This is a genomic window from Streptomyces liangshanensis, assembly GCF_011694815.1.
GTDB classification, from domain to species: Bacteria; Actinomycetota; Actinomycetes; order Streptomycetales; family Streptomycetaceae; genus Streptomyces; species Streptomyces liangshanensis.
In genome coordinates, this window is sequence record NZ_CP050177.1 from 6137059 (window position 1) to 6156832 (window position 19774).

Here is a 19774-nt window from a genome sequence, read left to right on the forward strand (position 1 = left end):
AGGCCCGCGAAGTCAGAAACCGGGCCGCGGGGGAATGTCCGATCGCACGAGGCGGACTCGCGCGGCTGGTATGTGGCCGGGCAGGTAGAGGAATCCGTTGCCGTTGTCGATGAGCAACTCCTCGTCGATGCCGTCCACGGACCACAGATCGACCGGCCCGCCGGTGTTGTTGATCTGGAGGAAGAAGTCCGCTGTCTCCTCGCCCGGGCAGACGAAGATCCCCTCCACCTCGGGCCGGCGGCTGCCGGCGATTCCCGGTGCGGCGCCCATCCGGGTCCAATCCAGGCCGTGTTGTGCGATCGACCGCCGGTTGCGCACGGACGAAACGTGGAAGAAGTTCTGCGTATCGAACACGCCAGGAGTATAGGAGGCGGTGAGGCTTCCTCCCCGGGGCGAGGCGGCCGGCTCCAGGGGGGATGAGAAGGATGGAACGACGAGCGAGAGCGGTCGTCACGGGATCGGCGCTGTTTGCCCTTTCCCTTCTCGGCGCGGGATGTACCCCCGGTCCGAAAGGTGTTCTCGCCGTCGAGCGGACGGCGGACGGGGAGGTCGGTCTGCTCGTCGCGGAGTGCCCCGGCTACCAGGCCCGCATCTTCTCCGTCCTGGCCGACGACGAGGGTGAAGCCTTGCTGAGCTGGGCTGTGTTCAACCTGAGTCGGACGAAGTCCCTCGGCGGTGTACGGCTCTTCGCACCCGCGCCCGAGGGGTGGGAGACGGACAGGGACAACCTGAAGAAGCTGGCCGAAGGTGTGCCGTACGTCGCGAAGGTCGACGGGTCGGTACGCGAGCGGGGGCTCGACGGCAGGGTCGCCTTCACCCTCGACGACCTCGACGGCGTCAAGAAAGGCCAGGTACTGATCGCGGACGGCGACGGTGCCAAGGCCGTGGATCGCGAGGACTTCCTCCGGCCCGACTCGGACCGGTGCGAACCCTGACCGCTTTGTCACGGTGACATGGCTCGACGAGGGTCCCCGCTTCCCAGCGGGGACCCTCGTCGAGCCATGTCACCCCGTGAGGCGACGACCTCCCGCTACGCTCCCGTTGCCACCAACGCCTGGTCCAAGGCCTGGAGGAAGCGGTTGGTGGTGGCGCGGTCCCGGACCGCCACGCGCAGCCACCTCTCGTCCAGGCCCGGGAACGTGTCCCCCCGCCGCGCCGCGAACCCCAGGGAGCGCAGGCGGGTGCGGACCGCGTCCGCGCGGTCCGTCCGGAGCAGGACGAACGGCGCGGTCGCCGCCGGGACGACCCGTACCTCCTCGAACTCCGCCAGCCCCGCGAGCAGGTGCCGGCGCTCCACGGCGATCAGGCACGCCGCCTCCTCCGCCTCCGCCAGCGCCGAGGGCGTCATGCACGCCTCCGCCGCCGCCAGCGCGGGCGTCGACACCGGCCACAGCGGCTGCGCCCGCTCCAGCGCCGCGACGGTGTCCGGCGCGGCCAGGACGTACCCGACCCGCAGCCCCGCCAGGCCCCAGGTCTTCGTGAGGCTGCGGATCACGACCAGGCCCGGCACGTCCACGCGCCCGGCCAGCGCCTCCGGCTCGCCCGGCACCGCGTCCATGAATGCCTCGTCCACGACCAGCGTCCGCCCCGGCCGGGCCAGTGACGCGATCGTCGCGGCCGGGTGGAGCACGGACGTCGGGTTCGTGGGATTGCCCAGGACCACCAGGTCCGCGTCCTCCGGGACGGCCGCCGGATCGAGCAGGAAGCCGTCCGACGCGCGGAGCAGGACCCGCCGTACGGTGTGCCCCGCGTCCCGCAGCGCCGCCTCCGGCTCGGTGAACTGCGGGTGCACGACCACCGGCCGCCGCACCGGCAGCGCCCGGGCCAGCAGGACGAACGCCTCCGCCGCCCCCGCCGTCAGCAGCACCCGCTCCACCGGCAGCCCGTGCCGCGCCGCGACCGCCGCGCGGGCCGCCCGCCCGTCGGGGTAGGCGGCGAGCCCGGTCATCGAGTCGGCGATCCGGGCGCGCAGCCACGCCGGGGGAGTGCCGGCCCGGACGTTGACCGCGAGGTCGACGAGCGCGCCGGAGCAGTCCCGTACCTCGGCGTCGCCGTGATGCCCGAGGTCATGGAGGTCAGCGCGCGTAGACATGGCTGCCACAGGCCTGCTCGTCGCCGTGCAGAGAGGGGTCGGCGGGTATGGGGGTCACCGGGCTCCTTCCGAGTGCCACCGGGTCCGCCGGGGGCGTCAGGACGCGCCCCGCGGAGTACCGCGTGGCCGCTGTTGTCTACCGTCTGCACCTGCGTCGTGTCCAGGCCATCCCGTTACACCCGGCCCGTCGGCACGGGCCACCGCGCACGTCGCGGAGGCGGGCCGGCCCGCGGGCCGGGAGGCGCGTTTCGGTACGAGCAGCTCACCGCCGCGGGCCAGCGCCGCGGCCTCCGCGACGGACGGGGTGCCGAGGGCGGCGAGCGCCGCGGCGGACGGGTTCGGTACGGCGACGTCCGCGAGGAAGGCCGCCGCGTACCCCCGTACCGGCACTCCGAGGCGCGCCGCCGCGGCCGTGATCCCGGTCTCACCGGCGCGGGTGTCGACGGTGGCCAGTTCCACGACGTCGCCCGCCGCGAGCCCGGCGTCCCGCAGGGTTTCCGCGATCAGGCGCAGGATTTCGCCAGCCGCGACGCCCGGCCGGGCCCCGACGCCGACCACCAGCGGAGACCCCGGATGTGCGCCGGAGGGCCCTGATCGGCTAAGCAGGGGCCCATGGCGGTCTTCGTCGCGCTCGGCGCGTTCCTCATGACCCTCTTCGGAGGCTGGACGGCGCAACGCGTCACCGACCGCCGGCACCTGGTGCTGGGCCTGGCGGGCGGGCTGATGCTGGGGGTGGTCGGGCTCGACCTGCTGCCGGAGGCGATGCACGCGGCGGGCCAAGAGGTCTTCGGCGTCCCGCAGGCGCTGCTGCTGTTCGTGGGCGGTTTCCTCGTCGCCCATCTGGTGGAACGACTGCTGGCCGTCCGCCAGGCGTCCCACGGCGCGGACCCGAAGGAGAGCGAGGCGCTCGACGGCCACGACGGCCATGCCCACGCCCACGAGCGCGTGCCGCAGGTCGGGCTGACGGCCGCCGCGGCGATGGTCGGTCACAGCCTGATGGACGGCATCGCGCTGGGCGCGGCCTTCCAGATCGGCGGGGGCATGGGCGCGGCGGTCGCGCTCGCCGTCGTCGCCCACGACTTCGCCGACGGCTTCAACACGTACACGCTGACCAGTCTGTACGGGAACGACCGCCGCAAGGCGGTCATGATGCTCGTCGCGGACGCCGTCGCGCCGGTGGTCGGCGCCGCGTCCACGCTGCTGTTCACGCTCCCCGAGGAACTGCTCGGCAGCTACCTCGGGTTCTTCGGCGGCGCCCTGCTCTACCTGGCCGCCGCCGAGATCCTGCCCGAGGCGCACCACGAGCATCCGGCGCGCTCCACGGTGCTGTGCACGGTGGTGGGGGTCGCGTTCATCTGGCTGGTGGTGGGCATCGCGGGCTGAGCGGTACGTCACGCCGCCCGCCCCGCCGCCGGCCCCGCCCGCCACCCCGCGCACCCCGCCGTACGTCATCCCGCGCACCGCTCCACGAACCGCCGCGCCATCAGCGGTGTCGCCGCCCAGTGCGTGTGCAGGTAGCTGGCGTGCACTCCTTGTTGTACGAAGCCCTCCAGCCGCCGTTCCGGGTGGACCACGCCCCAGGCGGGCGCCGCGCCCGCGCCCGGCTCCAGGACCGTGCGGTGGAACTCGTGCCCCCGTACCCGCGTCCCCGCGACGGCCAGCGCGCTGTCGCCGACCGCCACCGCCTCCCGGTAGCCGAGCGTCAGCCGTCCCGACATCCGCCCGTCGGCGTCCAGCACCCCGCACATCGGCTTCCCGTCCAGCGACCGCGCGAGGTACAGCAGGCCCGCGCACTCCGCCGCCACCGGCGCCCCGGACAGGGCCAGCTCCGAAACGGCCTTGCGCAGCGGCTCGTTGGCCGACAGCTCCGGCGCGTACACCTCGGGGAAGCCACCACCGATCACCAACCCGCTCGTCCCGTCGGGCAGTTGTTCGTCCCGCAGCGGATCGAAGGGGACGACGTCCGCGCCGGCCGCCGCGAGCAGCTCGGTGTGTTCGGCGTACGAGAACGTGAACGCGGACCCGGCGGCCACCGCCACCACCGGCCGGGAGCCGACCGGTTCGGCCTCCGGGGACCACGGGGTCACGTCCAGCGCGGGCGCGCTGCGCGCCAGGCCCAGCAGCGCCTCCAGGTCGCACCCCGCCCGCACCCGCCCGGCCAGCTCGCGCATCGATTCCACCGCGTCCGCGCGGCGTTCGGCGACGGGCACCAGGCCGAGGTGGCGGGAGGGCGTGCTGACCTGCTCGGTCCGCCGGAGCACCCCCATCACCGGCACGCCCGACCCGTCCAGCGCCTCGCGCAGCAGCAGTTCGTGCCGGTCCGAGGCGACCTTGTTGAGGATCACCCCGCCGATCCGCACCTCCGGGTCCCACGACGCGAAGCCGTGCACCAGCGCCGCCACCGAGCGGGACTGCGACGAGGCGTCCACCACCAGCACCACCGGGGCGCGCAGCAGCTTCGACACCTGGGCGGTGGAGGCGAGTTCGCCCTGCCCGGACGCGCCGTCGTAGAGGCCCATCACCCCTTCGACGATCGCCAGGTCGCACCCCGCCGCGCCGTGCGCGAACAGCGGCCCGATCAGGCCCGTACCGCTCATGTACGCGTCGAGGTTGCGCCCCGGCCGCCCGGAGCCGCCCGCCGAGACGGCGAGCGTGTGATAGCCGGGGTCGATGTAGTCGGGCCCCACCTTGTGCGGGGACACGGCGAGCCCGCGCTCGGAGAAGGCCGCCATCAGCCCGGTCGCGACCGTCGTCTTCCCGCTGCCCGACGACGGCGCGGCGATCACCAGGCGGGGGACACTCACCACTCGATGCCCCTCTGGCCCTTCTGTCCCGCGTCCATCGGGTGCTTGACCTTGGTCATCTCGGTGACGAGATCCGCGAACTCCACCAGTTTCTCGGGGGCGTTGCGGCCGGTGATGACCACGTGCTGGGTGCCGGGACGGTCGCGCAGCACCTCGATGACCTCGTCCGTGTCCACCCACCCCCAGTGCAGCGGGTACATGAACTCGTCGAGCACGTACAGCTTGTGGGTCTCGTTCGCCAGGTCGCGCTTGACCTGTTCCCACCCCTCGCGCGCCGCCTCCTCGTTGGAGAGCTGGCTGTCGCGCTGCACCCACGACCAGCCCTCGCCCATCTTGTGCCAGGCGACGGAACCGCCCTCGCCGCTCGCCCCCAGCACCTTGAGCGCCTGCTCCTCCCCGACCTTCCACTTCGCCGACTTCACGAACTGGAACACCCCGATCGGCCACCCCTGCGTCCACGCGCGCAGCGCCAGGCCGAACGCCGCCGTCGACTTGCCCTTGCCCACGCCGGTGTGGACGAGGACGAGCGGGCGGTTGCGGCGCTGGCGGGTGGTGAGTCCGTCGTCCGGTACGGTCTCCGGCTGTCCCTGCGGCATTACGCGGCCCTCCGTCGGTTGCCCTGCACGCCCTGCGTGCCGTGTGCGCCCTGTGCGCCCTGCACGTCCCTGACCAGCCCCGCGATGCTGTCGGCGCGCAGCTCGTCCAGGGTGATGCACGTGCCTTCCAGGTCGCCGGCGAGTGTCCCGGCGAGCCCGAGTCGTACGATGCCCGACTCGCAGTCCACGACCACCGAGGCCGTCCCCTCCGACGCGTGCAGCCGCGCGGCGCGCGCCGCGAGCGCGACCGGATCGGCGCCGCCCGTCGCCCGGCCGTCGGTCACCACGACGAGCAGCGGCCGGCGCGCGGGATCCCGCAGCCGCTCGACCCGCAGCACGTCGTGGGCCTTCAACAGCCCGGCGGCCAGGGGAGTCCGGCCCCCGGTCGGCAGCGACTCCAGGCGGGCCGCGGCCGCGTCCACGGACGACGTGGGAGGCAGCGCCACCTCGGCGTCCTTGCCCCGGAAGGTCACCAGCCCGACCTTGTCCCGGCGTTGGTAGGCGTCCAGCAGCAGCGAGAGCACCGCGCCCTTCACCGCGCTCATCCGCCGCTTGGCGGCCATGGACCCGGAGGCGTCGACCACGAACAGCACGAGGTTGCCCTCACGCCCCTCGCGGGTCGCCTGCCGCAGGTCGTCCTTGCGGATCACCAGGCCGGTCCCGCTGCGGCCCCGGGCCCGCTGGTGCGGGGCGGCGGCCTGCACGGTCGCGGCGAGGTGCAGCTTGGTCAGCGCGCCCCGGGGCCGCCGGGACCCGGTGGTCCTGCCGTGTTCGGTCCGCGCGCGCGAGCGCCGCCCGGCGGCGCCCTCGCCGAGGCCGGGGACGCTGAGCGTCTTCGTACGGTACGGCTCACCGGCCTGTACGGCGGCCTGCTCACCGCCGCCCGGGCCCCCGGTCCCGGGGCGGGGCGACTCCCCGGGCGCGTCGCCCTCCCCGGACCCGGAGTCCTCCGGCGCGTCGGAACCGCTGTCGGGGGCCGGACCGCCGCCGCCGTCCCCGGGGCCGCCGCCGTCCCCCGGCCCGTCGGGCTCGGGATCGTCGTCCTCGCCCTTGAACTCCTCCAGCGTGTCGTCGAGTTTGTCCTCGTCCAGCCCCGGCGCGTCGAACGGGTTGCGCCGCCGCCGGTGCGGCAACGCGAGCAGCGCCGCCTGCCGGACGTCCTCCGCGAGCACGTCCGTACGCCCGGCCCACGCGGCCAGCGCCGTCGCGGTCCGCGCCATCACGATGTCGGCGCGCATCCCGTCCACCTCGAACGCGGCGCACGTCGCGGCTATCTGCAGCAGCGCCGCGTCGCCGAGCCGTACCTCGGGCAGCAGGGCCCGCGCGGTCACGATCCGCTCGCGCAGCGCGGTCTCCTCCCCGGCCCAGCGCGCCGCGAACCCGGCCGGGTCGTCGTCGTACGCGAGCCGCCGCCGTACGACCTCGACCCGCGACTCGGGCTCCCGGGACGCGGCGACCTCCACGGTCAGCCCGAACCGGTCGAGCAACTGCGGCCGCAGCTCCCCCTCTTCGGGGTTCATCGTCCCGACGAGCAGGAAGCGCGCAGCGTGCCGTACCGAGACCCCCTCGCGCTCGACGTACGAGGCGCCCATCGCGGCGGCGTCCAGCAGCAGGTCGACCAGGTGGTCGTGGAGGAGGTTGACCTCGTCCACGTACAGCACCCCGCGGTGCGCGTCGGCGAGGAGCCCCGGCTCGAAGGCCTTCACGCCCTCCGACAGGGCCCGTTCGATGTCGAGCGCCCCGACGAGCCGGTCCTCCGAGGCCCCGACGGGCAGCTCGACCATCCGCGCGGGCCGGGGGGTGCCCGGACCGCTCTCGTGCGGGCCGTCCGGGCACCGCGGGTCGGGCGAGGCGGGATCGCAGCTGAACCGGCAGCCCGCCACCACGTCGACCTCGGGCATCAGCGCGGACAGCGCCCGCACGGCGGTGCTCTTCGCGGTGCCCTTCTCCCCACGGACCAGCACTCCACCGACCGCGGGACTGACGGCGTTGAGGAGCAGCGCGAGCCGCAGATCGTCCATTCCCACCACGGCGGTGAACGGAAAGGGGGTACTCATAGGGCTCCTTCGCGTGCGATCGGTATGGGCCGGGCTGCCGGCCGGGTCAGGACGAGGGACGCCGGACCCGGGCCGGACGGCGTCATGGCGCACCGGGCGGGACGAACGGCAGCCCCCCGGGGGCGCCCTCCTCGATCAGCCGCCACAGCGCGTCCGTGTCCGCGTGTTCCTCCACCAGGTCTCCCAGCAGGTCGAGCTGCTCCTCCCGCAGCGCCCCGAAGCTCGTGTCCGGCGCCGGTACGAACCGGCGCCCCGCCTCGCGCGCGACCTCCGTGAGGAAGCGCCGCCGGAACGCGTCGTTCTCCAGCACCCCGTGCCAGTGCGTCCCCCGCACCGACCCCACCCGGCACCCGTCCAGCGCCGTGCCGCCCGCGTCGGAGACGAAGGCGGAGCCGCCGTCGACCTCCGCGACGCCGTGGTGGATCTCGTACCCCTCCACGGACTCGCCGAGGGCCACGCCCACCGGCCGCCCCAGCGTCTTCGCGCGCGCGAACCGCACCCGTACCGGCAGCAGTCCGAGCCCGGCCACGACCCCCGCCCGCGACTCCACCTCGTCGTCGATCAGCTCGCCCAGCACCTGGTAGCCGCCGCAGACGCCCAGCACGGGACGGCCCTCCGCCGCCCGGCGGGCCAGCGCGTCCGCGAGGCCGCGCTCCCGCAGCCAGGCCAGGGCGCCCACCGTGCCGCGCGTGCCGGGCACGACCACCAGGTCCGCGTCCGCCACCTCCTCGGCCCGGTCCACGAACCGCACGACCACGCCCGGTTCGGCCGCCAGCGCGTCCACGTCGGTGAAGTTGGACATCAGCGGTACGGCGCACACGGCGACCCGCAGGACGTCCTCGCCGTACGGGGCGGACGCCGCGGACTCCCGTACCGCGCCGCGCAGCGACACCCGCAGCCCGTCCTCCTCGTCGATGCCGAGCCCCGGCCGCCACGGCAGGACACCGAGGGTCGCGCGTCCGGTGAGGCCGCGCAGCATCTCCAACCCCGGTTCCAGCAGCGACACGTCGCCCCGGAACTTGTTGACCACGTACCCCGCGACCAGCGCCTGGTCCTCGGGGCTCAGCAGCGCGGTCGTCCCGAAGAACGAGGCGAACACCCCGCCCCGGTCGATGTCCCCGACCACGACCACCGGCAGGCGCGCGGCGCGGGCGATGCCCATGTTCACGATGTCGGTGCGGCGCAGGTTGATCTCGGCGGGGCTGCCGGCGCCCTCGCAGATCACGGCGTCGTACGTACGGCGCAGCTCGGCCAGGCACTCCAGCACGGTCCCGAGCAGCGCCTCCTGCCGGCCGCCGTGGTAGCCCCTGGCGCTCATCTCGCCCACCGGGCGCCCCATCAGGACCACTTGGCTGGTCCGGTCCCCGCCCGGTTTCAGCAGGACGGGGTTCATCAGCGCGGTCGGCTCGACGCGGGACGCCTGCGCCTGCATCGCCTGGGCGCGGCCGATCTCCGCGCCCTCGCGCGTGACGAACGAGTTGAGGGACATGTTCTGGCCCTTGAAGGGCGCGACCTTGACGCCCTGGCGCACGAGCCACCGGCAGATGCCGGCCGTGACGACGCTCTTGCCCGCGTCGGAGGTGGTCCCGGCGACAAGCAGCCCACCCCCGAGCCCACCCCGCCCCCTCACAACTGCCTCCCGCCACCGACACGGAGCCCCACGCCGACCCACGCCCAGCAGCCCGCCGCCACCCCGATCCCGCCACCCACCGCCACCCCGAGCCCCCACCGGGCCACGGCCCCCGACCCCGAGCCCGGGCGCGACCCCACGCCTGATCCCGGGCGCGACCCCAAGCCAGCTACCAAACCCGCCACCAAGCCCAACCGCGAGCCTGATCCCGACCCCGCAGCCGACCCCGAGCCCGCCGCCGATCCGAAGCCCGCCGCCCCCGCTCCCGAGCCAGAACCCGCTCCCGCTCCCGAACCCGCTCCCGCTCCCGAACCCGCTCCCGCTCCCGAACCCGCCCCCGCTGCCGCGTCCACCCCCGCCGCGTGGGCGAATCGCGCCGCCACGCACACCGCCAGCGCGCAGGCGCTCACGCGGCGGGACAGCCGGACGGCGCGCTCGATGTCCGCGATCTCCACGGGCCGGCCGCCGCCGTTCAGCACCGGGCGGTGCTCGACCCGGCCGCCGTACGCGAGCGTCCCGCCCAGCCGTACCCCCAGCGCCCCCGCGAACGAGGCCTCCACCGGGCCCGCGTTGGGGCTCGGGTGCCGGTGCGCGTCCTGGCGCCACGCCCGCCACGCCCCGCGCGGATCGCCGCCCGCGACGACGGCCAGCGCGGCGGTCAGCCGGGCGCCGGGCCGGCCGGCCACGTCGTCCAGGCGGGCCGACGCCCAGCCGAACCGGCGGTACCTGGCGGACTTGTGCCCCACCATCGCGTCCAGCGTGTTCACGGCCCGGAACCCGGCCAGCCCGGGGACCCCCGCGAGGGCGCCCCACACGAGCGCGCCGACCACCGCGTCGGAGGTGTTCTCGGCGACGGACTCCACCACGGCCCGCGCGATCTGCTGGGCGTCGAGGGACTGCGGGTCGCGGCCGCACAGGTGCGGCAGCCGCTCCCGGGCCAGTTCGACGTCCCCGGCGGCGAGCGCCCGGCCGATGGCCCGCGCCTCGCGCGCCAGTGACGTACCGCCGACGACGGACCAGGTGGCGGCGGCGGTCAACGCGACGGAGGCGGCATCACGACGCGTGAACCCGGCACGCGCGGACCCCAGAGCCCTTGGTCCCGGTACGCCAGGTCCCCGTACTCCGCGCGCCACCACCGCGCCCAGCCCGACGGCGCCGCCCGCGCAGACCAGCGTGTGCAACGCGCCCCAGCCCCGGTGGTCCCGCCACAGCACCCGCTCCACGGCCCCCGCGGCGCGCCCGAACGCCGCGACCGGATGGCCCCGGCGGGGATCGCCCAGCAGCAGATCGGCGAGCAACCCGCCCAGGGCCCCGTACGCGTGGATCCGCGCGGCGTCCCGGCCGGGAGCGGCGGAGGGGAGGGGGTGTCCGGAAAGGGCTCGGCCGACGGGAACGGCGGCGTACGCGCGGCCAGGCATGGCGACGTGTCCTCACTCAGGGTCCGCGCCCCGGCTCGACGGATGACGCGGCGGCGAGAGTTCCTGGCTCCCGGGACGGATCCCCGGAGGGACACCGTGCCCGGTGACAGTGGCGGGACCGCGCCGGATTCGCACCGGCTTCCTCTGCTGCCGCCGTAATTGGCCCCGGCAGTCCACCACGCTGCGAGAACACCCGTCAACCCGCCCTTGACCTGCGGCGGGGCAGTGTGCGAAGCCCCACATGACGGACCCGGGGGCCGGCCCGTCCCGGTGTCAGGACGAGGCCGGCCCCCGGGGCGCGGGTACGGTACGGGCGGTCAGGCCACGATCAGGTAGATGCCGTACGCGACGGCCGCCGCGCACAGTCCGAAGCAGGCGTAGGCGCCGGTGCGCGCCAGGGCCACGGATCCGCCGGAGGAGCCGGCCGGACCGGAGGCCGCCGACTCCTGTTTGGCCAGGGCCACGATGCCGAGGGTGAAGAGGCCCACCAGGCCGATGGTGGACACGAGGCTGACGCCGAACACGGAGCCGAGAGCTGCCCAGTCGATTTTCATGTGATCGCTTCCTTACACCGTGGCGGTGCGCGCGGACTCGCCGGCGACGGCGGGCGGGGTGGGCAGGGCGGCGGGGCCCGGAATGGTGGCCGCCAGGCTGGGGGACCCGGTGTCGACGCCTACGGTGCCGACGGCCACGGCGTCCACCGACCCGGCGTCCACGGGCACGTTGACCGGCACCACATCAGCCCCCGTCACGTTCGTGTGGTCCACCGGGCGGCGCCGCGACGCGAGCCAGATGGCGGCGGAGGCGGCGACGAGCAGGATCGCCACGACGGTGACGCCCCAGGTGCCGTGACCGGTCAGGTACTCCGCGCCGGCGGCGACCAGGCCCGCCGCGGGCAGCGTCAGCCCCCAGGCGACGAACATCCGGGTCGCGGTCGACCAGCGCACGACCCCGCCCTTGCGCCCCAGTCCCGCGCCCATCACGGCGCCGGAGCACGACTGCGTGGTGGAGAGCGAGAAGCCGAGGTGGGAGGAGGCCAGGATGACCGTCGCCGCGCTGGTCTGGGCCGCGAAGCCCTGCTGCGGGCGCAGGTCGGTGAGGCCGGTGCCCATGGTCTTGATGATGCGCCAGCCACCGAGGTACGTGCCGAGCGCGATCGCCGTGCCCGCGGAGACGATGACCCACAGCGGCGGGTTGGAGCCGGGGGAGAGGACCCCGCCGGTGACGAGCGCCAGCGTGATGACGCCCATCGTCTTCTGCGCGTCGTTGGTGCCGTGGGCGAGGGAGACGAGCCCGGCGGAGGCGATCTGCCCGGCCCGGAAGCCCTTGGCGGTGGCCTTCTCGTCCGTACGGGCGCTGATGCGGTACGTCAGCCGCGTGGCGAGCATGGCCGCGAGCCCGGCGACGACTGGCGCGGCGAGCGCCGGGATGAGGACTTTGGTGATGACCACGCCGCCGTTGACACCGGAGGCGCCGACGGACATCAGGGTGGCGCCGATGAGGCCGCCGAACAGGGCGTGGGAGGAACTCGACGGGAGTCCCAGGAGCCACGTGAAGAGATTCCAGATGATCGCGCCGACCAGCGCCGCGAAGATCACTTCGGTACGGATGCCCGACTCGTTGATGAGTCCGCCGGAGATCGTCTTGGCGACCTCCACGGACAGGAACGCGCCGACGAGATTCAGGACGGCGGACATCGCCACCGCGGTCTTGGGCTTCAGGGCGCCGGTCGAGATGGTCGTCGCCATCGCGTTGGCGGTGTCGTGGAAACCGTTCGTGAAATCGAACACGAGAGCCGTCGCGATCACGATCGCGAGGAGCAGCGTGAAGTGTTCCATTTACCCAGGCAATCGTTCGACGTCGGTGGCCACGGTGAACGTAAGGATGCAGGGTGAACGGGAGGTTAACTGAGGAGGTACTCGGGGTGTCTCTCCTGAATGACTCCCCGGCCCCCCGGATCCGTTGTCCGACCTGCCCTTTTTCCACCCCGCCTGACAGGATCGTCATATGACGGATCATCTGACCGGACGGGCCGCGGAGCGCCCCGCCGAAGGGCACGACGACGCGCGGGACCGGGCCTGGGCGGAGCTGGTCGCGACCGCCCGCAGGACCACCGCCGAAGGGCTTGTCGTGGGGACGTCCGGCAACGTCTCCGTACGCGTCGGGGACGAGGTGCTCGTCACCCCGAGCGGGGTGCCCTACGACCGCCTCACGCCCGGGGACCTGCTCGCCGTCGACCTCGCGGGCCGCCGGGTCTCCGGCCGTCTCGCCCCGACCAGCGAACTGCCGCTCCACCTGGAGATCTACCGCACCACGGACGCCACGGCCGTCGTCCACACGCACGCCGTCCACGCCACCGCCGTCTCGACGCTCGTCACCGAACTGCCGCTGATCCACTACATGGCGGCGGCCCTCGGCGGCCCGGTGCGGGTCGCCCCCTACGCGACGTACGGCACCCCCGAACTGGCCGCCCACATGCGCGACGCCCTGCGCGACCGCACGGGCTGCCTGCTCCGCAACCACGGCACCGTCACCTACGGCGACTCGCTGGACCGGGCGTACGACCGCACGGCCCAGCTGGAGTGGATGTGCCGCGTCTGGCTCACCGCCTCCTCCGTCCCCGGTCACGCCCCCGCCCTGCTCTCCGAGGCCCAGGTCGCCGAGGTCGGCGAGAAGCTCAAGGGGTACGGCCAGAAGCCCTGAGCCCGCCCGGTCGCCGCCCCGGTCCGCGGCCCTGACGGCCCACGCCCGGTGGCCGTCCGCCGCCGCCGTACCGACACTGAGAAGATGCGCCCGGCAACTGTGACGGCAGCGGCCGTCTCCACACTCATCGGTGTCGGCGCGGCCGCGGTGGCGGCCGGCCGGTACGCCAGCGATGCCGCGCTCAAGGCATCGCCCGGGCGCCCCCTGCCCGGCGACCCCTGGCTGACCGTGCACGCCACGGCCGCCGGACACGTCACCCTCACCCGCTGCCTCGCGTCCGTACGGCCCGGCACCTACGGCCTGGAGGCCCCGGGCCTGCACGCGGTCGTCGGGCCCGTCCTCGACGGGGAGGCACGCGACGCCCACACCGTCGTCCGGCGCCTGGAACGCGTCGGCCACGGCACGCTCGCCCCCGGCGCGCGCGTCCGTCTCACCCCCCGGCTGCACAGCGGCGACCCCACCACGGCCCTGGGGATCGACCACAAAGAGGTGCTGATCCCGGGTGAACTGGGCGCTTTGCCCGCGTGGTTCGTCCCCGGCGCCCGCGAGACCTGGGTGATCACCGCGCACGGCCTGGGCGCCACCCGCGAGCACCCGCTGAACCTCCTGCCGTTCCTCACCGGCCGGCAGTTCCCGGTCCTCGACCTCGCCTACCGCGGCGACGCGGGCGCGCCCCGGTCCCCGGACGGCCTCGGGCACCTCGGCGACTCCGAATGGCACGACCTCGACGCGGCGATCCGCTACGCCGTCCGGTACGGCGCCGAGCGGGTGATCCTGTACGGCTGGTCGACCGGCGCCTCCATGGCGCTGCGCGCCGCCGCGGACTCCACGCTCACCGCGCGGATCTCCGGCCTCGTCCTGGACTCGCCGGTCCTCGACTGGGAGACCACGCTCCGGGCGCTCGCCTCGGCCCGCGGCGTCCCCGCGGCGCTGATGCCGCTCGCGGTCAGGGCCGCCCAGGGGAGCACCGGGCTCCACGGGAACCGGCTGCGCCAGGCCGCGGACCCCCGGAACCTCCGGGTCCCGACCCTGATCTTCCACGGCCCCGGCGACACCCTCGCGCCCTGGGAGCCCGCCCGCGCGCTCGCCGCCCACCGACCGGAACTGATCGCCCTTCATCCCGTCGCGCACGCCCCGCACGGCGCGATGTGGAACGCCGACCCGGAGGACTACGAGGAAACCCTCCGCCGGTTCCTCGTGCCCCTGATGTAGCGGACGCCCCACCCCCACATCCCGTCCCCGGACCCGTCCCACGCCCTGCCCCACGAGACTCCGGAAGCGCGCTTTCACCCCATCCGTACCGCTCCGTTGGCCTCGTCGGAGGGGCTCTCCCCACCGGTCCAGGAGCGAGGGAAGAGGTTCCGTTTGGGCTTTCGGGCAGTCACCGGGAAGACTGCCCCCGTGACGTCCCGAAAGCCTGATGAGCAATTGGCGCGCAACTCCAGACTCCGACTTGTCACCCCGAGGCCGTTGACCACGGCACGACGGGCTGTGACCGACGGGCGCAGCCGCCCCGCACCCCGGCCGCCCGAGGGCACTCCGCCTCCGGCGGAGCTGGCCCGCCAGGCGAGGGCCGTCCTCGCCGACGCCGTACGGATCGCCCGCTGGGCGGCCGTCGACCGCGACCCCGGAGCGGGGCATCTCGCCGCGCACACCCAGGAACGGGCCTCGGCCGCGCTGGAGTTGACGGCGGAACAGGTCCGCGCGAGCTGGGACCGCGCCCGGCTGGCCGGACTGGTCGAGCTGCACGGCGGGACCGTGCGCCCCGGCTGGCGGCTCCAGGCCTGGGACCGCGACGACAGCGCTGTCCTGCGCGGCTGGGTGGCGCTCTTCGACGCCTGGTCGCTCGTCCACCCCGCCCCCGAGGACGTCGCCCCCGCGACCGTCGCCGAGGTCGTCGAGGCCGTCCCGCAGGTGCTCTCCCTGCTCCAGCTCTCCGCGGGACCCGTGACCGCGCCGGCGCTGCTGGACCTGCTCCAGCAGCGCGTGGCCGAACTCCACGAGGAGCGCTGCGAGGTACCGGAGGTGGCGTACGGCCCCGAGGGCGCCGAGGCTCCGGACGTCCCCGGTGCCTCCGACGTCTCCGACGTCTCCGACGAGGAACTGCTGCCGCCGCTCCTCGACTGGGCCCTGGAGGGCCTGGCCGCCGTCGGCGCGCTGACGCTGGGCAAGGGCCAGGCGACCCTCACCCCCCTCGGCAACTGGGCGGTGTGGGTCAAGCTGGAGCAGATCTGCGTCGCCGCGCAGAGCCCCGCCGGCAACATCGAGCAGAACGCCCAGGACATGCTGCGCGGTTGCGCCCGGCTCACCCCGGGTCCCGCACGGGCCGAGTACCGGGCCTGGCTCGCCGCGCGCACCGTCGGGAGCGCCATCACCGAACTGCTCGCCGTCGCGCGCGGGGAGGACGCGCTGCTGCGCGGCCTCGCCTTCGAGGCGCTGCGGGTCGTCGGAGCGCCCGCCGAGCCGTCGGTGCGGGCCGCCGTGAACGACACGTCCCTGCGGCCGTACGCGCTCCTGTGGCTCGCCGAGTACGAGGGCGCCGACCCCGACGACGCCGCCGACGTCCTGACCCGTGAGGAGTCGACCTGGCTCTGGGTGGACACCGCCGCGGCCGTCGCCGACCACGGCGAGACCGACCTGCTCGTCCGGCACCTGGAGTCCGCCGTGCAGGGCACGGTGCCCGCCCTGCTCAGGGAGGTCAGGGCCATCGGCCATCCCCGTACGGTCCAGGTCCTGGTCGCCCTCGCCGCCGCGCACCCCGACCCGGCCCTCGCCAAGGCCGTGCGCCGGGCCGCGTTCCAGGTCCACACCGGAGGCGCCTGAACGGCGCCCCTCCCGGCATCCCCGCCCGTCCGGCGGGGCGCCCCGGCTCAGCCGGCCGGGGCGGCGCTGGGGGAGTACGTCCCGAAGCTCCATACGTTCCCCTCCGCGTCGCGTGCCAGGTAGTCCCGGGACCCGTAGTCCTGGTCGGTGGGCGGCATCAGGATCTCCACGCCGTGCTCCACGGCCCGGGCGTGGTGCGCGTCCACGTCCTCGATCACCACGTAGATCCCCACCGGCCCCGAATCCGCCAGCGCCCGCGCGAAGACGCCCTCCCGGCCCCGGGAACCCAGCATCACCATTCCGTTGCCACAGGCCAGTTCCGCGTGGAGCACGGTGCCGTCCTCGCCCTCGTACACCCGCACCTCGGTGAAGCCGAAGCCCTCCGTCAGGGTCCGCAGGGCGGCCTTCGCGTCCTTGTACAGGACGGTCGGGAAGATGCTCGGGTCGCCGGCCATGCCGATCACTCCTTCGTACGGGCGCGCTCGTACGGACACGCTGTCGAATGTGACGTGGATCTCAGTCTGGCACCCGGCACTGACAACGCCCCCCGACCGCCCGGCGACACGGCGGCCGGCCGACGGCGCCGGGGCCGTACCCGGCTGTTGACTGGGGCGGTGACCGCTCCGACCGGCGGGCGTCTCGCGCTCGCCTTCCTCCCGGCCCTCCTCGCCCTCCCCCTCGTGACCGCCGCCCACCACGCCCGCCCCGCGCCCTTCGGCGACCACCTGCGGACGTACCGCACCGCCCCCGGAGCCCTTGTCGGCCCGGAACCCGTCCCGCGCGCCGCGGCCGCCCGCGTGGAGGCACGCGACCCGCGCACCGGCGCCCTGCGCTGGACCCACGGACGCGACGGCAGCCGGCCCGTGGCCCTCGCCGCGGTCCCCGGCCACGTCTTCGCGCTCTGGAGCGACGGCCTGGTCACCGACACCGAGCGCGCGGCGGGCACGTCCGTCCGCTGGCACCGCGCCGTCCCCGACCTGACCACCCCCGGAGCCCTGCTGCCCCTCGGCGCCGGGGACCGGATGCTCGCCGTCGTGACCCCCCGCCGCATCGCCGCCTACCGCACCGCCGACGGCGACCTGCGCTGGGTGCTGCCCGCCGCCGAGGGCTGCGCCTTCGCCCCCGGCCGCCAGGCCCGTACCCGGGGCGTGCTGCTGGTCGCGCAGCCCTGCCGCGCGGGCGGCCCGTGGACCACCGGGGTGATCGCCGTGGACGCCCTGGGGCGGATCACCCCGGGCCGCACCCCGCTCGCCAACGAACCCCGGCCAGACAAAGCAGTTGCGGCGCCCCGCTAGACTGGGGGCTATGGCACTTCTCCTTGTGCATTAGCCGGCGTCGAAGACTCTCCTCCGCCTGCCCTCTTCCGCCGTCCATACCGCCTTGGAGTCTTTCCGTGATCACCGCAACCGGCGTAGAACTGCGCGCCGGCGCCCGCGTCCTCATCGAGTCCGCCTCGTTCCGCATCGCCAAGGGGGACCGCATCGGTCTCGTCGGGCGCAACGGCGCGGGCAAGACGACCCTCACCAAGTGCCTCGCCGGCGAGGGGATCCCGGCCGCCGGGACCATCACCCGCTCCGGCGAGGTCGGCTACCTCCCGCAGGACCCGCGCACCGGCGACCTCGACGTCCTCGCCCGCGACCGTGTCCTGTCCGCCCGTGACCTCGACTCGGTCCTGCGCAAGATGCGGGAGAACGAGGAGCGGATGTCCAACGGCCAGGGCGCCACCCGCGAGAAGGCGATGCGGAAGTACGAGCGCCTGGAGACCGAGTTCCTCACCAAGGGCGGGTACGCCGCCGAGGCCGAGGCCGCCACCATCGCCGCCGCGCTGGGCCTGCCCGACCGGGTGCTCGGCCAGCCCCTCCACACCCTCTCCGGTGGTCAGCGCCGCCGGATCGAGCTCGCCCGCATCCTGTTCTCCGACGCGGACACCCTGCTCCTCGACGAGCCCACCAACCACCTGGACGCCGACTCCATCGTCTGGCTGCGCGACTACCTCAAGAGCTACCGCGGCGGTTTCATCGTGATCTCCCACGATGTCGAGCTGGTCGAGACGGTCGTCAACAAGGTCTTCTACCTGGACGCCAACCGCGCCCAGATCGACGTCTACAACATGGGCTGGAAGCTCTACCAGCAGCAGCGCGAGTCGGACGAGAAGCGCCGCAAGCGCGAGCGGGCCAACGCCGAGAAGAAGGCCGCGACCCTGAACTCGCAGGCCGACAAGATGCGCGCGAAGGCCACCAAGACCGTCGCCGCGCAGAACATGGCCCGCCGCGCCGAGCGGCTCCTGTCGGGTCTGGAGCAGGTGCGCCAGTCCGACAAGGTCGCCAAGCTCCGCTTCCCCGAGCCCGCGCCCTGCGGCAAGACCCCGCTGACGGCGGAGGGCCTGTCCAAGTCGTACGGCTCGCTGGAGATCTTCACCGACGTCGACCTCGCGATCGACAAGGGCTCCCGGGTGGTCATCCTCGGCCTCAACGGCGCGGGCAAGACCACGCTGCTGCGGCTGCTGGCGGGGGTCGAGAAGCCCGACACCGGATCGGTCACCCCGGGCCACGGCCTGAAGCTCGGGTACTACGCGCAGGAGCACGAGACCCTGGACCCCGAGCGGTCCGTCCTGGAGAACATGCGCTCCTCCGCGCCCGACCTGGACCTGGTCGAGGTCCGCAAGACGCTCGGCTCGTTCCTGTTCTCCGGGGACGACGTCGACAAGCCCGCCGGGGTCCTGTCCGGCGGCGAGAAGACCCGTCTCGCGCTGGCCACGCTGGTCGTCTCCGCGGCCAACGTGCTGCTGCTCGACGAGCCGACGAACAACCTCGACCCGGCCAGCCGCGAGGAGATCCTCGGGGCGCTGCGTACGTACAAGGGCGCCGTCATCCTCGTCACGCACGACGAGGGCGCGGTGCACGCGCTGGAGCCGGAGCGGATCATCCTGCTGCCCGACGGGGTCGAGGACCTCTGGGGCGCCGACTACGCGGACCTCGTGGCGCTCGCCTGAGCCTCCCGAGCCCCGCGTCCCCGTGGGTCGCGGCCGCCGTCCGGGGGCCGCGACCGGTGATCCGCCGCCGGTGATCCACTGCCGATGGATCATTCGGCTCAGCGGTGATCCTTCATCTGAGTGAGACGGTCTCGTACTCCGGCGCGTCATGGGACGGACCGGACCGTACGCGCTCCCCCTCCTGGCCATTTTCCGACACCACCGCCCTGACCTGCGCCTTCGGTTAAAGAGCAGGTCAAGTGCGGCCGTCCGGGCGTCCGGAAATCACCTGGAATTCCGCAATCCGGACGCGCTCGGAGCGGGAAGCGCGCCGAAGCTCGTCGCACGGACCTTGCCGAATGGGTGGCCAGGACGGCGCCGAGGGGTGATCATGAGAAGTCCAGAGCGCACTTCCCACGAGGAGGCACGGGTGGCCGAGACTCTGAAGAAGGGCAGCCGGGTGACCGGCGCCGCGCGCGACAAGCTCGCGGCAGACCTGAAGAAGAAGTACGACAACGGTGCGAGCATCCGGGCACTGGCCGAAGAAACGGGCCGTTCCTACGGATTCGTCCACCGGATGCTCAGCGAGTCCGGAGTCACGCTCCGGGGACGCGGTGGAGCGACGCGAGGCAAGAAGGCCGCTGCGGCCTGACGACCGAGCGTGGCTCCTCCCGGCCGCC

18 protein-coding genes, 1 pseudogene and 1 riboswitch are annotated in these 19774 nt (G+C 74.1%); of the genes and pseudogenes, 8 read left to right on the top strand and 11 right to left on the bottom strand.

The genetic code is table 11. The features are described from left to right. Positions 1-12: 12 nt before the first annotated feature. Entirely contained in the window at positions 13-354 is a 342-nt protein-coding gene (locus tag HA039_RS26650; protein WP_167033896.1) for a hypothetical protein, read from the bottom strand. A gap of 71 nt (positions 355-425) precedes the next feature. On the opposite strand from HA039_RS26650, the gene HA039_RS26655 reads away from it, so the two are divergent. Further along, positions 426-935 carry a hypothetical protein gene (locus HA039_RS26655; RefSeq protein WP_167033897.1) on the top strand — a complete coding sequence of 170 codons (510 nt, stop codon included), beginning with the start codon at positions 426-428 and terminating at the stop codon, positions 933-935. A gap of 95 nt (positions 936-1030) precedes the next feature. On the opposite strand, the gene cobC is transcribed toward HA039_RS26655, so the two are convergent. Together cobC and HA039_RS34200 are read right to left on the bottom strand one after the other, a co-directional pair. Beyond that, positions 1031-2092: an Rv2231c family histidinol phosphate aminotransferase CobC gene (cobC, locus tag HA039_RS34195; protein ID WP_167033898.1), complete on the bottom strand. Its 1062-nt coding sequence runs from the start codon at positions 2090-2092 to the stop codon at positions 1031-1033. A 96-nt stretch (positions 2093-2188) separates the two neighbouring features. Next, positions 2189-2650, bottom strand: a complete 462-nt coding sequence (locus tag HA039_RS34200) for a cobalamin biosynthesis protein (protein ID WP_425086386.1) — start codon at positions 2648-2650, stop codon at positions 2189-2191. 54 nt (positions 2651-2704) lie between these two features. On the opposite strand from HA039_RS34200, the gene HA039_RS26670 reads away from it, so the two are divergent. Beyond that, complete coding sequence (locus HA039_RS26670) at positions 2705-3475, top strand: ZIP family metal transporter (RefSeq protein ID WP_167033899.1); 771 nt, start codon at positions 2705-2707, stop codon at positions 3473-3475. 65 nt (positions 3476-3540) lie between these two features. Here the strand turns inward: HA039_RS26670 and HA039_RS26675 are convergent, their stop codons facing one another. The 7 genes and pseudogenes from HA039_RS26675 to HA039_RS26705 form a co-directional block, all read right to left on the bottom strand. Beyond that, the gene (locus HA039_RS26675) at positions 3541-4899 is read right to left on the bottom strand and encodes a cobyrinic acid a,c-diamide synthase CobB (RefSeq protein ID WP_167033900.1); all 1359 of its coding nucleotides are present in this window, start codon (positions 4897-4899) and stop codon (positions 3541-3543) included. Further along, positions 4893-5492, bottom strand: coding sequence for a cob(I)yrinic acid a,c-diamide adenosyltransferase (gene cobO, locus HA039_RS26680; protein WP_167033901.1), 600 nt, complete (start codon positions 5490-5492; stop codon positions 4893-4895). The genes HA039_RS26675 and cobO overlap by 7 nt, the downstream gene beginning before the upstream one ends. Then, entirely contained in the window at positions 5492-7549 is a 2058-nt protein-coding gene (locus tag HA039_RS26685) for a putative cobaltochelatase (RefSeq protein WP_167033902.1), read from the bottom strand. The genes cobO and HA039_RS26685 overlap by 1 nt, the downstream gene beginning before the upstream one ends. A gap of 82 nt (positions 7550-7631) precedes the next feature. Continuing rightward, complete coding sequence (locus HA039_RS26690; protein ID WP_167033903.1) at positions 7632-9179, bottom strand: cobyric acid synthase; 1548 nt, start codon at positions 9177-9179, stop codon at positions 7632-7634. A 365-nt stretch (positions 9180-9544) separates the two neighbouring features. Then, positions 9545-10597: pseudogene (locus tag HA039_RS26695) on the bottom strand (cobalamin biosynthesis protein); the annotation flags it as partial. A 38-nt stretch (positions 10598-10635) separates the two neighbouring features. After that, positions 10636-10790, bottom strand: a riboswitch (cobalamin riboswitch). Between the two features lie 124 nt (positions 10791-10914). Beyond that, entirely contained in the window at positions 10915-11151 is a 237-nt protein-coding gene (locus HA039_RS26700) for a hypothetical protein (protein ID WP_167033904.1), read from the bottom strand. A gap of 12 nt (positions 11152-11163) precedes the next feature. Further along, positions 11164-12435, bottom strand: a complete 1272-nt coding sequence (locus HA039_RS26705; protein ID WP_167033905.1) for an inorganic phosphate transporter — start codon at positions 12433-12435, stop codon at positions 11164-11166. A 169-nt stretch (positions 12436-12604) separates the two neighbouring features. Between HA039_RS26705 and HA039_RS26710 the strand changes: the two genes are divergently transcribed. The 3 genes from HA039_RS26710 to HA039_RS26720 all read left to right on the top strand — a co-directional run bounded on the left by HA039_RS26710 (position 12605) and on the right by HA039_RS26720 (position 16123). Next, the gene (locus tag HA039_RS26710; protein WP_167033906.1) at positions 12605-13300 is read left to right on the top strand and encodes a class II aldolase/adducin family protein; all 696 of its coding nucleotides are present in this window, start codon (positions 12605-12607) and stop codon (positions 13298-13300) included. Between the two features lie 84 nt (positions 13301-13384). Beyond that, entirely contained in the window at positions 13385-14512 is a 1128-nt protein-coding gene (locus tag HA039_RS26715; protein WP_167033907.1) for an alpha/beta hydrolase, read from the top strand. A gap of 279 nt (positions 14513-14791) precedes the next feature. Further along, positions 14792-16123: a hypothetical protein gene (locus HA039_RS26720; RefSeq protein WP_167033908.1), complete on the top strand. Its 1332-nt coding sequence runs from the start codon at positions 14792-14794 to the stop codon at positions 16121-16123. A 47-nt stretch (positions 16124-16170) separates the two neighbouring features. Here the strand turns inward: HA039_RS26720 and HA039_RS26725 are convergent, their stop codons facing one another. Further along, positions 16171-16578, bottom strand: coding sequence for a VOC family protein (locus tag HA039_RS26725; RefSeq protein WP_208298843.1), 408 nt, complete (start codon positions 16576-16578; stop codon positions 16171-16173). Positions 16579-16737: 159 nt separating this feature from the next. Here HA039_RS26725 and HA039_RS26730 point away from each other — a divergent pair, with 159 nt between their 5' ends. The 3 genes from HA039_RS26730 to HA039_RS26740 all read left to right on the top strand — a co-directional run bounded on the left by HA039_RS26730 (position 16738) and on the right by HA039_RS26740 (position 19746). After that, complete coding sequence (locus HA039_RS26730; protein ID WP_167033909.1) at positions 16738-17418, top strand: hypothetical protein; 681 nt, start codon at positions 16738-16740, stop codon at positions 17416-17418. Positions 17419-17516: 98 nt separating this feature from the next. After that, positions 17517-19115, top strand: coding sequence for a ribosomal protection-like ABC-F family protein (gene abc-f, locus HA039_RS26735; RefSeq protein WP_167033910.1), 1599 nt, complete (start codon positions 17517-17519; stop codon positions 19113-19115). 409 nt (positions 19116-19524) lie between these two features. Beyond that, positions 19525-19746: a helix-turn-helix domain-containing protein gene (locus HA039_RS26740; protein ID WP_208298717.1), complete on the top strand. Its 222-nt coding sequence runs from the start codon at positions 19525-19527 to the stop codon at positions 19744-19746. Positions 19747-19774 lie beyond the last annotated feature (28 nt).